The following is a 14,434-nucleotide window of genomic DNA, read 5'->3' as shown; positions in this document are numbered from 1 at the left end:
TGATCGCCAGCCGCTTGCACCCGGGTGCGGAGCGCTATTATCGCGAGGCTGGCTGGGCAATCCCTGAGCCGGTGACCTTCGGCAACTGAGCTTTAGAAATTCAAGTCAGAGGCCCGTGGCGCAAGCTGCGGGCCTTTTGCGTTGCTGATTTGCCAGATTGACAGAAGCGGTCTTGGCTGCGCAACTGTCGGCGATGGTTCTGGCTGCTCGCAGTCAGATGAAAATGGGAACACGGTGCGGCCCTTTTGGCTTATTCCGCGACTGCCCCCGCAACTGTAAGCGGCGAGCGCCCTCCGAAAGCTCCACTGAGCCATACTGGCTCGGGAAGGACGGAGATGCGCTTTGACCCGCAAGTCAGGAGACCTGCCATCGCACGTCAACCACCGGGCGGGGTGCCTCGGAACGGGTGATTGCATCTGGCCTTTAGCCGCGGTCTCTCTTGTTCCTGATCCCTCCCTCAAAATTGCGCGGAGGGCGCTATGTTTTTAGAAAGAACGCTGCATATGTTGCAGACACAAACCGATTGTGAAACCCGTGCGGGAGAGCTTGGGAGAATGGGCTTTATGCAATGGCTGGGAAGCCTTGAGGGGCGCGGCAGTTTTGCGCTTCAGGCCGAATATGCCTTGGATGAGGCGGAGAAGTTTCGCAGCACAGACCCCGCTGTTGCGGTGTTTTGCGGGCTGATTGAAGAGGCGCTCGTTATGCCCCCAAGGCCGCTTGATCTTGCCTTGCCAGAAAAGCGCAGACGCGGCGGCGCACGCTCGCGCAGGCAGCTGATTTAGGCCGCGCGGCGCTTGATCGCGATATATTCAAACTCGGTCTTGCGCCCTTGGGTGACGCGGCGCTGGACTAGTTCGCACAGGCCGGCGATTTGAAGTTTGCGGGCGTATTCGGCGAGCGTATAATTCGCCAGATATGTGCCACGCCAATAAATCGCCTTGGCTCCAGCGGGCGCGAATTCGGCAAAATCGTTAAAGGCCTCGATTGGTGCGCGGGCGCGGCTGATATCGATATCGCTGTCAAATTCGGTTTCAAGCATCATGGGGCAAATTCTCTACAGATTGGTCACGAAGGCGGGGTTATTGATCTGGCGCATTGGCCAGACGGACTTAGGGCTGTGGGTGTCTTCCGTGGCGGCCCTTTGATCCGAGAGCGCAATGGAAAGCTCTGTGGCTTGCGTTTCTAGCTCTACTGTGCGGGCAAGAGCTTCTTCAAGACGAGCGTTTGAGACTGCCTGCGCAAAAGCAAAGGGCGTGTAAGGCTGCTCAGCAATGGTCTGGTTTTGGGATCGTTCAAGGCTGGCGATCCACGGATATTTGTCTTTTATCATAACACTCTGCCACTCTCATAAGGGCCGGTGTCGCCCCCGTTCTCCCAACCTCAGAAAAGTCCCCCATTGCCGAAGCAACAGGGGTAGTTAAAGGTGGGCATGTCACATCGTTAGATGCAAACAGTAGTGCAGCAGTGATAAGAATAAATGTGAAATAACACAATATTTAATTAACGCAGCGGCAGTATTTCCGAATCACAAGCCTGTTAATGAGATTAAAAACAGTATTAAGGCCTCGCCCCTGTGGCCTCTCCTGCCAGGGTGCGGATGCGTGATTTTTGCCCTTTTCGCAGGCTTTTTCGGGGCAGAGTCAAAGCGGAAAAAGTCTTGCGACGGGGCAAGGCCGCCGTCTGCATTCGGTTTTGACTGCGAGTAATTGACTATTTTTGTCGTTCAACCTTGCGTTTTGCAAATTCAGGTGCATTTTTGAACAAAGCCAAAAATGCGCTCAACAGGAGTTCCCGTGTCACTCTTCTTTATCGTCCTGCTGCCGTTTCTCGGGGCTTTGCTTCCGAGCTTGATGAATTCTGCGGGCCGCGCGGCCGTTGCGGGGGTCACATTTACAATCTCGCTTGCCGCTTTTGTCGGCCTGCTCTCCAATCTGCCCTCGGTGCTTGCGGGCGAGGTTGTGAGCGCGCGGATCGACTGGATGCCGCTTTTGGGGCTGAATGTCACTTTGATGCTGGATGGCTTGGGCTTTTTCTTTGCCATGCTTATTCTGGGCATTGGCCTTTTGGTGATTGCTTACGCGCGCCACTACTTGAGTCGCGACGACAACATGGGCGAGTTTTTCACTTATCTCTTGTTGTTCCAAGGCGCGATGGTGGGGATTGTGCTGTCCGACAACATCCTGTTACTGCTTATTTTCTGGGAGCTGACGTCGCTCTCGTCCTTCCTTCTGATCGGGTATTGGAAGCACCTGCCAGCAGGCCGCCAAGGCGCTCGTATGGCCCTGACGGTCACGGGCATGGGCGGCCTTGCAATGATCGCGGGGATGCTCCTTCTTGGCCAGATTGTCGGCAGCTATGATCTTAGTGTGATTTTGCAGAGCCGCGAACTTATCCAAGCCGACCCGCTTTACCTACCTGCGCTTTTACTTATTTTGTTGGGCTGCTTTACCAAGTCAGCGCAGTTCCCCTTCCACTTCTGGCTGCCTCACGCCATGGCCGCGCCGACGCCTGTCTCGGCCTATCTGCATTCTGCCACGATGGTGAAGGCGGGCATCTTCCTGATGGCGCGGATGTGGCCTGTGCTCTCTGGCACGCCTGAATGGTTTATGATTGTGACAACGGCTGGCCTGATCACAATGGTGCTGGGGGCGGTGATTGCGCTCTTCAAGCATGATCTCAAGGCGCTTCTGGCCTTCTCGACGGTCTCGCATCTGGGCCTCATCACCATGCTTCTGGGCACAGGCACAGCCTTTGGCGCGATGGCGGCGGTGTTTCATATACTCAACCACGCGACCTTCAAGGCGGCGCTCTTTATGTCCGCAGGGATTGTTGATCATGAGGCTCACACCCGCGACATCCGCCGCCTCGGTGGCTTGCGCAGGCTGATGCCCGTCACCTTCACAATCGCCACGCTGGCGGCGCTGTCGATGGCGGGGATTCCTTTGCTCAACGGCTTTTTGTCCAAAGAAATGATGCTTGAGGAAGCCTACGGAACGGCGCTGTTTGGCCTCCCTTGGCTGGTGCCTGCGCTGGCGACAGTCGGCTCGCTCTTTTCGGCGGCCTATTGCTTCCGCCTCATTGGTCACGTCTTCCTCGGCCCCGTGCGCGACGACTACCCCGCCACGCCACATGATCCGCCCGCAGGCCTCTGGCTGCCGCCTGCGCTTCTGATGATCCCTGTGGTTCTGATCGGGATCGCGCCTTTCTTGGCGGAGCCTTTTGTAAAGCTCGTCACAGCCTCGGTGCTCGGTGAGGCGGCAGAGGTACCCAAAGCCTATTTCAAAATCTGGCACGGCCTCGTGCCCGCGCTTTATATGTCGATTGCCGCAGTTGTCGGCGGCTTGCTTTTGCTCGCCGTGTTCAAGCCGGCGCTGCGCTTTTGGGACGCGGCCCCGCGCCCCGAAGCCAAGACGATTTTTGAGGCCATCGTGGAAGCTGTGGCAAACCTTGCGCAAAAGATCATTCTGCCGCTGCACAATGGCGCCTTTTCGCGCTACGCCGCAATTGGCACTGTCGCTATCATTGCTGCGGGCGCTCATGGCTTTCTCACAGGCACAAGCGGCGCGGCCACGCGGGAGATGCAGCCTGTTGGCCCTGTGCCGATTGCGGGCTGGCTTATGCTCGTTGCGGCCACGGCGGGTATGGTCTTTATGCACCGCAACCGCCTCTTGTCGCTTATTCTGATCGGCATCGTGGGCCTGATGGTGTCGATCGGCTTTGTCTTCTTCAGCGCGCCTGATCTCGCGATGACGCAGTTCACCGTCGAAGTTGTCACGATCATTCTGCTTCTCCTCGCGCTCAACTTTTTGCCCAACAAAACCCCTGTTGAAAGCTCGCTCCTGCGCCGTTTGCGCGACGCGGTGGTGGCGATTGCTGGCGGTCTTGCGACCTTTGGTCTGGCCTATCACTACCTCTTGCGCGACGCTGTCGAGACCCCGATCAGCGCGTTTCACCTCGCCAATTCTTACAAGGGCGGCGGCGGAACCAATGTTGTCAACGTGATCCTCGTTGATTTCCGTGGCTTTGACACCTACGGCGAAATCATCGTGCTCGGCATTGCCGCCTTGCTCATTTACGCACTCACCGAGACGCTGCTGGACGGACCCGTGCGCGCCCGTCTACTCAACCGCAAGCCGGACCAGCCGCGCGCAGGCGATATGCACCCGATGATGATGGTTGTGCTGACGCGGGTGATCATGCCGCTGGTGCTGCTGGTCGGGTTTTATATCTTCCTGCGCGGTCACAATGAGCCGGGCGGCGGCTTTATTGCGGGGCTGATCGTTTCGATTGCGGTTGTGATGCAATATATGGCCAGCGGCTTTTCCTGGGCCTCGGCACGGCTGCGCTATCCCTATCACGGCGTGATTGGCGCAGGGGTGCTGATCGCTGGGCTGACAGGGATTGGCTCTTGGTTCGTGGGCAAGCCGTTCCTCACCTCGGATTTCACATATGTGCGCATCCCGCCATTTGAAAAGTTTGAACTGGCAACCGCCGCCTTGTTTGACCTTGGCGTCTTCCTCGCGGTTGTCGGGGCCGTGATGCTTTCGTTGGAAAGCTTCTCGCGCCTTGCGCGCCGCGCCCATGTGCCTGACACAGAACACCCAATGGATATCGACCCCTCGCGGGACGATCCCCCCGCCGAAAAAGCCGGCCATGCCAAGGAGGGCGTGTAACATGGAATTTCTGGTTGCCTCGGCCATTGGCATTCTCACCGCAGGGGGGATTTATTTGATGCTGCGTTTGCGCACCTTCCCTGTGATCCTTGGGATTTCACTGCTCACCTATGCGGTGAACGTCTTTCTCTTCACGTCGGGTCGCCTCACCATCGCTGCGCCGCCTATCTTGCGCGACGGGGTCACGGCCTATGCCGATCCGCTCCCGCAGGCACTTGTTCTGACCGCGATTGTGATTTCCTTCGGGATGACCGCCGTTGTCGTGATGATCGGTCTTGGCGCGTTCCTTGGCTCTGATGATGATCATGTGGATGACCAGCCCGATCCCGAGACAGCCGACGCGGAGGGCCGGTCATGAGCCACTGGATTATCGCTCCCATCGTGCTGCCTGCATTGCTTGCGCCCTTTATCGTGCTAGCGGCACGCTATCATATTGGCATTCAGCGCGCCTTGTCGCTGGCGGGCGTTGTGGCGCTTGTCGCGCTTGCCTCGGCGCTTGCGTGGCAGGCGTCTGACGGGACAATCACGCTCTACCAGCTTGGGGATTGGGCGGCGCCCTTCGGGATCGTGCTCGTTGCTGATGCGCTCTCGACCCTGATGGTTTTGCTGACGAGCGTTCTGGCGCTGTTTGTCTTGCTCTATGCCATCGGCTCGGGCTGGGACAACCGCGGCCGCCATTTCCATGCGCTCTTCCAATTCCAGCTGATGGGCATCATCGGCGCGTTTCTGACGGGGGATTTGTTCAACCTCTTTGTTTTCTTTGAGGTGTTGTTGATTGCCTCCTATGGCCTGATGATCCACGCAGGCGGAAACGCGCGGATGCGGGCAGGGGTGCAATATGTGCTGTTCAATCTGATTGGCTCAACGCTCTTTCTCTTTGCGCTTGGCGCGATCTATGCCGAGACAGGCACGCTCAACATGGCTGATCTGGCCCAGCGTGTGACGTTCATCGGCGCTGAGGACACTGTCGGTATCCGCGTTGCTGCCGTGCTCTTGTTGCTTGTGTTTGCGATCAAGGCGGCGCTTGTGCCGCTGCACTTCTGGCTGCCCTCAAGCTACTCTGAAGCGCCCGCGCCCGTAGCCGCTCTCTTTGCGATCATGACAAAGGTCGGCGCCTACGCGATCATCCGTGTTTATACGCTGATCTTTCCGCCCGAGCTTGCCGCGACGCAAGGCTTGCATGATCTCTGGCTCTTGCCTGCGGCACTGGTCTCGGTTGCGATTGGTATGATGGGTGTGCTCGCCGCCAAAAAGCTCGACAGGCTGGTGGCCTTTGCGGTGATCGGCTCTATGGGGATGGTCATGGTGACGATTTCGCTTTTCACCCCCGAAGGCATTGCTGCTGCGCTTTATTACATTGTTCACTCGACGCTGGCAGGCGCGGCGCTCTTTCTGATTGCAGATCTCGTGCGCACGGGCCGTGGCAGCCTTGAGCTGACAGCCCAACCGCCTGTGGCAGGGGCTGCCCTAACGGCGGCGCTCTTCTTTGTCGGCGCGATTGCCATGGCGGGCCTACCGCCGCTTTCGGGCTTTCTTGGCAAACTTCTGGTGTTGAACGCAAGCTTCTCTGCGCCGCAGGCGGTCTGGATCTGGGGCGTGGTGCTTGTCTCAAGTCTCGTCAGCATTCTCGGCTTTGCCCGCGCAGGCAGCCTCCTCTTCTGGAAGGCTAAGAGCGTGCCCGTGGGGGAGGGCGCAGCGCCAAATGCTCCACCACAGGCCTTGTCCTATGTCGCGGTTGGCGGGTTGATCGGGCTTCTGGCCGCACAGACAGTCTTTGCAGGCCAGTTGCATGGCTATACAAGCAAAATAGCAGGCCAGCTGTTTTATCCTGCGCCCTATATACAGACGGTGCTTGAAACACCCGGTAAGCTCAGCACGCCAAAGGAGGGCCACTGATATGCTAGGACGCGCAGTCCGCTGGATGATGCCACATCCGTTTCTGACCCTGCTGCTCGCTGTTGTCTGGATTTTGCTGCAAAACGAGTTTTCCGCAGGCATGGCCGTCTTTGGTGTGATCCTCGGGATCCTGATCCCTTGGGGCACAGCCGCGTGGTGGCCCGATACGCCCCATCGCTTCAGCCTGTTCAAGATGATGCGCTATAGCCTCTTGGTGATGTGGGACATCATGGTTGCCAATGTGCAGGTCGCATGGATCGTTCTGACTGTGCCAAACGCGAGGCTCAAACCTGCGTGGATCGTGGTCCCGCTTGACCTTCTACAGCCCGAGGCCATCACTCTCTTGGCAGGGACAATCACCCTGACGCCAGGCACTGTCTCGGCCGATCTCTCCGATGAAGGCCACAGCCTGCTTGTTCATGTGCTTCACACCGATGATCCGGACGCCGTGCGCGACGAGATCAAGACCCGCTATGAAGCCCGCCTCAAGGAGATTTTCTCATGATGTCCGCGCCCGATCTGATGAGCTTTGCGCTGATGGTTGCCTTTATATCGCTGGCCGTGGCCCAGCTGATGTGCATGATCCGCCTTGTCCTTGGCCCCAACACAGGCGACCGTATCTTGGCCCTCGACACAATGGTGATCAACGCGCTCGGCCTTGTGATCCTCTTGGGTATTCACCAAGGCGTGCGCATCTATTTTGAAGTCTCGCTGTTGATTGCAATGCTTGGCTTTGTGTCCACAGTTGCGCTTGCGCGCTTTATTTTGCGGGGGGATATCATCGAATGAGCCTTGAAATTATCGGAACCTACGCCACCGCACTCTTCCTTCTGATTGGATCAGGCTTTGCCCTCGTCGCGGTGCTGGGGCTGCTCAAATTCAACGACTCCATGACGCGGCTTCATGCGCCCACCAAAGTCGGGACAGTCGGCATTGGCGCGCTCTTGCTGGCGTCGATGACCTATTCTTACGCCTCGGGCGCGCCTTCGATGCACGAGCTTCTGATCATGGCGTTTCTGTTTGTCACAGCGCCGATCTCGGCCAATTTTATCGCCAAGGTCAATATTCACCAGCGCGCCTGCGAGACACCGCCCGCGCCGCCGCGCGATGATACATGGTCAACGCTGAATAGCCCTGAGGACAGTCAGGAGAGATCAGGTTCTGGCGCCTCTTAAGGCCTTTCGCCTTATTCTCGCAACAAGACAGAGTGCAAGATATGCCGTTTCCAGCGCCGCGCCAAAGGGCGCTGGGCCGTGCAGCTAGATTTCAAAATCTTCTATTTTTGCGTCGGTGCTGTTCAATATCGCAACAAGCCAGCGGGGCTGGCGTCCGCGTCCGCTCCAGGTTTGGCTGCTGTCGTTCGGGTTGCGATATTTAATGGCCGCTTTTGCGCGTGTTTTAGGGCCGTCTTGCTGACCGGTGAGTTCCGCCAGAGAAAACCCGAGGCTTTTAGCGGTTTTTTCAATCTCGGAGAGTGCATCCTGCCGTTTGCGCCGTTCGCACTGCTCGATCGCCAGATCTACATCTTTTCTTAAAATTTTAAGCTCGGTGATTGACATATTTTCTAAAGAAAAACTCATTCAGACTCTCCAAAAATCACTTTTTACTGTTGAAATATGTATCTGGACTGAGTGTATAGGTCAATTCTGTTTAAAAAAGGTGTATGACGTGCAAAGCTGTCTCAACGCTTAAAAGCCTCTGTCCTGCAGCTAAAAAACACTGGAGCGCGCAGATAAAATCAAGGCCAATTCCTTTTCCAGCCGTGACTATATCCCGCCCCAGCCCCTCTACTTCCGCTTCAAAGCCTTCATGGCCTCGGTCACTTTCATCGTCTCAACCGAAACATGAGCCACGCGCCCCAAAAGGTCGATCACGTGGTCTTTATAATCGGCAAAGCGATAGGTGTTAAATTTCGCGGCGATGATCCTGTCTCACAAACGAATCCGCCACCTGCCATCACATCCCAGACTTGCGCAACTGAGCGCTTCGGCCTATGCCGCACCCATGTATTTTCTCTCTCCCCGCCGTATTCTCACAGGCCTGATAGCCGTGGCCCTCGCCGTTGCGATGCTCACGCCTCTGGATGTGCCCCAGTCCGTCCCAAGCTACACGGACAAGCTGGTGCACCTCGCGGCCTTTGGGCTGCTCGTGTTGCCCGCGGCCCTATCGCGACGCGTTCCACTCAGCTTGCTTTTTGTCGGGCTCTTTATTGGAGCCGCCGCCTTCGGTGGGGTAATCGAGCTCATCCAGCCCCACTTTGGTCGCAGCGCGGATATCAACGACTGGCTGGCGGATATGGCTGGCGCCGCACTCGGCCTCCTGCTGGCGTTGGGTATTCGACACATCCGTTGAGATCGCTTAACTCTCCTTAAGGTTGTGATTTGGTTTGTTTCGGTAAAATGGGTTTTTTGTGGAGTGTGAAGGGATGCTGAAGCTTGGGCTCTGGGGTGCCACAGTACGCGGGCTGCGCACTGAGAGGCGCTCTGGAAGGTTCCAGCCCTCATAGCACCTCTCGCTCAGTCCTATCGTAATGTAACAGAAACGCTGAGAGCGCCCTGTCGCGACGCGCGCGGGCTTCCTTAAGGTAGCGCAGCGCCAACCGCTGGCGCGAGACCCGCGCCCTTGTGTCAAACCTCTCCACTCGAAATATCCGGCGGATGGCCTCGCGCTTGGTTTCGTCGAGCATGTCGTCCATGTAGAGCAAATCCTCGAGCATGTCCGCGCAGTACGCCAGATCGGGGTCAACCTCCTCGGGCTGGCAGGCGACGTAGTGGGCGTGCGCTGCATCGAGCCGCGTCTCGCTGTCAGCTAAGGCTAGGGCGGCCAGCTCGCGTTCTGTTAGGGCCTCTGCGCCCGTGAATGTCCCGCTGCTTGGGGCGTCCCCTAGGATGTTTGTCAGCAGGTCGTTGACGCGCTCTGGGTCTGGTTCACTCAGCACCCCGTGGCGCCGCGCATTCTGGGCGTTGGCGGGTCTTGCGCTCACTCTATGACCTCTGCGTCGGGGATTTTTGCGCGCGCCCGCCTGTCCTGCATAGAGTAGAGGAATTCTATTGATATGCGGCGGCGCTTTTCGGCATCCGCCAATGCCTTGTAGTGCAATTCTAGGGCCGAGTGCTGATTGGCGTAGGCCTGCGCTATGGCTTTCGTGGTGGAGGGATCACCTTCGGGTGGTGCGGGGCTGCGGTCTTCTCTGTTGGCTGAGGCGTCATCAGAAGCGTCAACGTGGGCCTTACGCCAATCCATTATGACCTGCTGTGCATGGTTCACTACCACGGATGGGTGCAGGCACTCCGCAATGATGCGCCGCTGCCGGTCCACATCCACGTCCGCTTGCGCGATGAGCTCGACCTGCCGCCGCTCAAGATAGTTGGCTGGTGCTAGGTCCGCCATCAGCTCACCCAGCCGTTCGGCGTAATTCACAGCACTTTCGTCGTGCAGCAGGAACTGTTCGGGCGGTGTTAGTCCCCCGAAGTCGGTACTTTGGATTTTGCCTTGCATGCGTGCCCCCGCAACCTTTGTCTTGAGATGCAGAGATTATAGCACGTCCTCTAAAGTGCAGGAAGTGTGTCACTGGGAGTCAAAGTGCAACCACAGCCTGACGCCGGGTCCGTCGTCGGGTGCCCCGATGAACTCGATACCAGCCGCCTCAAGCGTTGTGACGAGCATATTCATATTTGCTTTTGTGGCACTGGGCACGCCCGATTGATCTTCGATGCGCATAATTGTTCTTGAGCTGACGGAAGTTTCTTTCGAAAGCCTTTCTATGCTCCAATCTAACGCGGATCGTGCCATTTTGATTTGTTGTGCTGTCACCATTGACAAACCACCCTTTTTGTCATAAATTATGACATATGGAATATTATATGACAAATTGGCAAAGCCAACTCCAGCGCCTCGAAGGCGCCTACGCCCCAAACACGCTGCGCTCATACTACGCCGATGTGGGGGAGTTTGTCGACTGGTGTGAGCGGGCGGGCTGTCTGACCTTCCCGCTGCGTGACGACACGCTCACTGCCTACCTCGCACACATGGAGCAGAGGCTGAGCTTTAGCTCCATCCGCCGCAAGCTATCATCGGTGAAGCGCATGCACAGCCTGCTCGGCCACGGAAAGCATACGCACGGCGAGGACTTCACCATTGCCTACCGCAGGATGCGACGCGGCAAAACAATGAGCCAGCGCCAGGCGAGGGGTATCAACGAGGAGCTCTTGCTCAGGGCCATTGCCGCGCAGTCCAGCACCATAACGGGAATTAGGAACGCGGCACTCCTGTCCGTGGGCTACGATTTCCTAGCTCGCCGCTCAGAACTCACGAGCCTGCAAGTCTCAGATATTAATTTTGAAGAGGGGGGCACCCTGAGGGGTGTCATACGCCGTAGCAAGACTGACCAGTTTGGTCGCGGCCGGCTGACATTTGGCTCCGAACGCTCTGCAAAGCTGCTCCGCCGCTGGCTCAGGCGCAAGCCAGCCGACATCGACTGGGTTTTCTGCGCCATCAGCCACGAGAACTGCCTCGACAGGCCCATATGCGGGCGCAGCGTCAACAACATAATTAAGAAGTCGATCGTTCGCGTGAAGGGCCACAGGCCGAGGGACGCGGAGATTTCGGGGCACTCGCTGCGCGTGGGCGCGGCGCAGGATTTGCTGATCAAGGGCCACGACACTGCGGCAATCATGAGGGCAGGGGGCTGGCGCAGCCTCAACGTCCTCAGCAGCTACCTAAATCAGGCAGAGCACAACGTCTGGAGTTGACTGGGTAGGGGAGCTTAATTCAACCGCGGCGGCGCTGCTCGGCCACGTGCATGATTGCGTCTAGGTATCCGTCAACGCTGCCACAATCAAAGCGCAGACCGTTCAGCCTCACCGCCTCAACGTCACCGCGCTGAGCCTGTGTATTAATCGCGTCGGCGAGTTGAATTTCGCCGCCCGCCCCCGCAGGTTGGTTGCGTAGGATATCAAAGATGTCTGGCGTGAGGACGTAGCGGCCGATACTGGCTAGGTTGGAGGGTGCATCTGCAGCAGCAGGCTTCTCGACCAGCGCCGCCACGCCGCCAGGCACCTCGGACGGTGCGATAACCCCGTACTTTGAAATATCAGGACCTTCGACCTCCATGACACTCAGCTGGGTCTTGCCAGAGCTGTAATACGCTTCAACCAAGTCCCTCGTAATGCCAGAGCCACCGTATGTTAGAAAGTCATCGGCAAGAAGGACTGCAAAGGGATCATTGCTCACAACGCGTTCTGCGCACAAAACTGCATGGCCCAGGCCCAACTGCTCCGGCTGACGCACGAAGATACACTCCACCCCCTTTGGCAGGATGTTACGCACCATGTCGGCCTGCTCGGACTTGCCCTTCGCAAGCAGCGCAGCCTCAAGCTCCTGATTGCTGTCAAAGTGGTCCTCAATCGCGCGCTTGTTGCGGCCCGTCACAAAGATGAGGGTATCAATGCCCGCCGCTATGGCTTCCTCGGCGGCGTGCTGAATAAGTGGCTTGTCCACTATAGACAATAATTCCTTGGGCATAGCCTTTGTGGCGGGGAGAAAGCGTGTCCCGAAACCCGCGACTGGGAAAATTGCTTTACGAATTTTTTTCATTACGCAATTTTACGAACTATAATGATGATTAAAAATAATTTCAAAAACATAGGGTTAATAATAGTTTTAAATCTTTCCTAAAAGTAGATTGAAGTATTCACGTGACACTGTTTCCCATGTATATTTCTCATTCGCTATATTTTTCATTTCTTGGCCTATTTTAAAAAATTTTTCCTCATCAAAATTTGATAATAATGCTCGTAAATCACAAGCATTTCTAAAGTAGAGTGCTTTTTCATCAGTTGTAAATCTGTTAAAACTACAGTCAAATGCAAGAGTTGGAGTTTCAAAGTGCATCATCTCAACAAGAGCTGGGTTGGTACCGCCCGCTGAATGACCATGGACATATATTTTAGCTTTACGCCTTAAGTTATACAGATTGTTTTTGTCATATACGGGGTTAAGCATCCTGATATTTGGAAAATTACGAAATCTACTCTTAAGTTCTTTTCCATAATTACTATTATCCCAGTTGCCAACAAATATTAAATTTTCATTCGTTTCGGAAAAAGCTTCAAGGATCATATGTGCGTTATTTTCGGGCTCAATCCGGCAGAGTGATAAAGAATAGCTACCTGGAGTATCAATATTAGAGGGATTTTCATCTATCTTCACTGCATGATCGCCGCCGTATGCAATCGTATTACAAGGCAAACCGTATTCTTTGTTAACGTAGTCTGATATAGCCTTATTGTCAGCGATAACATCATGAGAATATCTAACTGCAAGCCGCTCAGAAAACTTCAAAAAGGCTCTGGCAAAAAATCCCCATTTCTCGCGCTTCCACTCCAAGCCATCTATGTTTGTTATTACTCTGGCTTTTGTACACAGCCGGATAAAAGGTATTGCGACTGCTCCGGACACTCCTAAGAGCAGTAATGAATTATGTCCTTTTTGTATTGCCTTAATTAAGCTTAATATATCGTATATTATACTTTGAACGCCATTTGCATTTAGATCAATGTATTCAAGTGAAGCATTATAGTGCTTACTTTGCCGTTTAGTATAGTGCTTGCCGGAACACCAAACAGTTAACTTACATGAGAGATCAGAATCTTTGTGGAATAAGGTCAAGTTTTCCGCTAGAGTTTCGAAGCCACCATATTGCGCAGGCAAGCCAACAGTTCCAATGATAGCGACTTTTTTACCCTTCATTTTGGTTTCTATATTTTTCATGGCGGAGATTATGTTATTAACGATAATAATTATCCAATTTTGGCTATTTTTTTTTAAATACTGACCGTACTTATTTTTCCCGAACGTTGCTGCCCGTTCCTGGAGCTGCTCTTTGGTAATCCAGTTCGACTGATAGGCGATCTCGTCAGGCGACCCGACCTGAAGGCCTTGCCTTTCTGTGAGCGTTCGCACAAAGTTTGAAGCGTCGAGGAGTGAGGCATGGGTCCCAGTGTCTAGCCAAGCATAGCCCCGCCCCATTTTTCAACGCGAAGTTGATCCTCGGCTAGATAGCTTTCTAGCAGCGATGTAATTTCTAATTCACCGCGTATGGATGGTGCTACTTTTCTCACACGTTCAGGCGCTGACCCATCTAAAAAGTACAACCCCGTCACAGCATAATTAGAGGGAGCCACATCTGGCTTTTCGATAATGCTGTGTACTTTGCCGTTGTCATCAAATGCGACGACACCGTACCTTTCAGGGTCTGAGACGTGATAACCAAAGACGGTTGCCCCTGATGTTTGCCCATCGGCAGCGGCTAAAATGTCTGGCAGGCCGTGGCCAAAGAAGATGTTGTCACCCAGCACCATTGCAGAGGGTGCGCCATCAAGAAAATCTTCGGCCAAAATAAACGCTTGCGCCAACCCATCGGGAGACGGTTGGATTTTGTATTCCAGATGAATGCCCCACTGGCTGCCATCTCCAAGAAGGCGTTGGAACTGATCCTGATCTTGTGGCGTTGTAATGACCAAAATATCCTTGATCCCTGCAAGCATCAAAACAGTCAGCGGATAATACACCATTGGCTTATCATAAATGGGCAGGAGCTGCTTAGAGACAGCTATTGTAAGGGGGTAGAGCCGTGTGCCTGACCCACCCGCTAGAATTATACCTTTACGCTGTGTCATGTGCTTGCTTCTAAATCTTCCAATATCGTTTTCAATCCAGCCACCCAATCAGGGCGCTCAATGCCAAAGGCCTGCTTTGTTGCCGTGCAATCCATACGTGAGTTAAGCGGACGTTGTGCAGGCGTGGGATAGTCTGTTGTAGGAATGGCTGTTGAGCAGCCCCACTTGAGTGGTCCATATTAAAAG

17 protein-coding genes, 2 pseudogenes and 1 riboswitch are annotated in these 14,434 nt (G+C 55.1%); of the genes and pseudogenes, 9 read left to right on the top strand and 10 right to left on the bottom strand.

What is annotated here, in order from left to right; genetic code table 11:
* Window positions 1-177: 177 nt before the first annotated feature.
* Window positions 178-385, top strand: a riboswitch (cobalamin riboswitch).
* Between the two features lie 118 nt (window positions 386-503).
* A complete protein-coding gene (locus ACTF58_RS12645; protein ID WP_438992327.1) occupies window positions 504-782 on the top strand; it encodes a hypothetical protein in 279 nt (92 codons plus the stop codon).
* Here the strand turns inward: ACTF58_RS12645 and ACTF58_RS12640 are convergent.
* Window positions 779-1,042: a hypothetical protein gene (locus ACTF58_RS12640; RefSeq protein ID WP_438992326.1), complete on the bottom strand. Its 264-nt coding sequence runs from the start codon at window positions 1,040-1,042 to the stop codon at window positions 779-781. The two genes, ACTF58_RS12645 and ACTF58_RS12640, sit on opposite strands and share 4 nt — an antisense overlap.
* A 12-nt stretch (window positions 1,043-1,054) precedes the next feature.
* A complete protein-coding gene (locus tag ACTF58_RS12635; RefSeq protein ID WP_438992325.1) occupies window positions 1,055-1,330 on the bottom strand; it encodes a hypothetical protein in 276 nt (91 codons plus the stop codon).
* Window positions 1,331-1,793: 463 nt separating this feature from the next.
* On the opposite strand from ACTF58_RS12635, the gene ACTF58_RS12630 reads away from it, so the two are divergent.
* From ACTF58_RS12630 to mnhG, 6 genes are read left to right on the top strand one after another with little or no spacing between them, the layout of a single operon-like run.
* Window positions 1,794-4,673 (top strand): monovalent cation/H+ antiporter subunit A, encoded by a 2,880-nt coding sequence (locus tag ACTF58_RS12630; RefSeq protein WP_438992324.1) that lies wholly within the window; start codon window positions 1,794-1,796, stop codon window positions 4,671-4,673.
* 1 nt (window position 4,674) lies between these two features.
* Window positions 4,675-5,031, top strand: a complete 357-nt coding sequence (locus ACTF58_RS12625) for a Na+/H+ antiporter subunit C (RefSeq protein WP_438992323.1) — start codon at window positions 4,675-4,677, stop codon at window positions 5,029-5,031.
* Window positions 5,028-6,569 carry a monovalent cation/H+ antiporter subunit D gene (locus ACTF58_RS12620; RefSeq protein WP_438992322.1) on the top strand — a complete coding sequence of 514 codons (1,542 nt, stop codon included), beginning with the start codon at window positions 5,028-5,030 and terminating at the stop codon, window positions 6,567-6,569. Before ACTF58_RS12625 ends, ACTF58_RS12620 begins: the two co-directional genes overlap by 4 nt.
* A gap of 1 nt (window position 6,570) precedes the next feature.
* Window positions 6,571-7,074, top strand: coding sequence for a Na+/H+ antiporter subunit E (locus tag ACTF58_RS12615; RefSeq protein WP_438992321.1), 504 nt, complete (start codon window positions 6,571-6,573; stop codon window positions 7,072-7,074).
* The gene (locus ACTF58_RS12610; protein ID WP_438992320.1) at window positions 7,071-7,358 is read left to right on the top strand and encodes a K+/H+ antiporter subunit F; all 288 of its coding nucleotides are present in this window, start codon (window positions 7,071-7,073) and stop codon (window positions 7,356-7,358) included. Before ACTF58_RS12615 ends, ACTF58_RS12610 begins: the two co-directional genes overlap by 4 nt.
* A complete protein-coding gene (gene mnhG / locus ACTF58_RS12605) occupies window positions 7,355-7,744 on the top strand; it encodes a monovalent cation/H(+) antiporter subunit G (RefSeq protein WP_438992319.1) in 390 nt (129 codons plus the stop codon). The genes ACTF58_RS12610 and mnhG overlap by 4 nt, the downstream gene beginning before the upstream one ends.
* Window positions 7,745-7,828: 84 nt before the next feature.
* Here the strand turns inward: mnhG and ACTF58_RS12600 are convergent, their stop codons facing one another.
* Window positions 7,829-8,149: an H-NS histone family protein gene (locus ACTF58_RS12600; RefSeq protein ID WP_438992318.1), complete on the bottom strand. Its 321-nt coding sequence runs from the start codon at window positions 8,147-8,149 to the stop codon at window positions 7,829-7,831.
* Window positions 8,150-8,573: 424 nt separating this feature from the next.
* On the opposite strand from ACTF58_RS12600, the gene ACTF58_RS12595 reads away from it, so the two are divergent.
* Window positions 8,574-8,921: a VanZ family protein gene (locus ACTF58_RS12595; RefSeq protein WP_438992317.1), complete on the top strand. Its 348-nt coding sequence runs from the start codon at window positions 8,574-8,576 to the stop codon at window positions 8,919-8,921.
* Between the two features lie 148 nt (window positions 8,922-9,069).
* Here the strand turns inward: ACTF58_RS12595 and ACTF58_RS12590 are convergent, their stop codons facing one another.
* From ACTF58_RS12590 to ACTF58_RS12580, 3 genes are all read right to left on the bottom strand, one after another.
* Window positions 9,070-9,507: a hypothetical protein gene (locus ACTF58_RS12590; protein WP_438992316.1), complete on the bottom strand. Its 438-nt coding sequence runs from the start codon at window positions 9,505-9,507 to the stop codon at window positions 9,070-9,072.
* Window positions 9,508-9,548: 41 nt separating this feature from the next.
* On the bottom strand, window positions 9,549-10,067 hold the full coding sequence (locus ACTF58_RS12585) for a hypothetical protein (RefSeq protein WP_438992315.1): 519 nt from the start codon (window positions 10,065-10,067) through the stop codon (window positions 9,549-9,551).
* 69 nt (window positions 10,068-10,136) lie between these two features.
* A complete protein-coding gene (locus ACTF58_RS12580) occupies window positions 10,137-10,289 on the bottom strand; it encodes a hypothetical protein (RefSeq protein WP_438992314.1) in 153 nt (50 codons plus the stop codon).
* A gap of 143 nt (window positions 10,290-10,432) precedes the next feature.
* On the opposite strand from ACTF58_RS12580, the gene ACTF58_RS12575 reads away from it, so the two are divergent.
* Window positions 10,433-11,320: a tyrosine-type recombinase/integrase gene (locus ACTF58_RS12575; protein WP_438992313.1), complete on the top strand. Its 888-nt coding sequence runs from the start codon at window positions 10,433-10,435 to the stop codon at window positions 11,318-11,320.
* Between the two features lie 19 nt (window positions 11,321-11,339).
* Here the strand turns inward: ACTF58_RS12575 and galU are convergent, their stop codons facing one another.
* From galU to ACTF58_RS12555, 4 genes and pseudogenes are all read right to left on the bottom strand, one after another.
* A complete protein-coding gene (galU, locus tag ACTF58_RS12570) occupies window positions 11,340-12,164 on the bottom strand; it encodes a UTP--glucose-1-phosphate uridylyltransferase GalU (protein WP_438992312.1) in 825 nt (274 codons plus the stop codon).
* Between the two features lie 66 nt (window positions 12,165-12,230).
* Complete coding sequence (locus tag ACTF58_RS12565) at window positions 12,231-13,319, bottom strand: DUF1972 domain-containing protein (RefSeq protein ID WP_438992328.1); 1,089 nt, start codon at window positions 13,317-13,319, stop codon at window positions 12,231-12,233.
* A gap of 72 nt (window positions 13,320-13,391) precedes the next feature.
* Window positions 13,392-14,248, bottom strand: a pseudogene (gene rfbA / locus ACTF58_RS12560) (glucose-1-phosphate thymidylyltransferase RfbA); the annotation flags it as partial.
* A pseudogene (locus ACTF58_RS12555) lies at window positions 14,245-14,400 on the bottom strand (sugar nucleotide-binding protein); the annotation flags it as partial. The pseudogenes ACTF58_RS12555 and rfbA, both read right to left, overlap by 4 nt.
* Window positions 14,401-14,434: the final 34 nt, after the last annotated feature.

This window comes from Lentibacter sp. (assembly GCF_965657785.1).
Lineage (GTDB): Bacteria > Pseudomonadota > Alphaproteobacteria > Rhodobacterales > Rhodobacteraceae > Lentibacter.
This window is presented reverse-complemented; position numbering and strand designations above follow the sequence as displayed.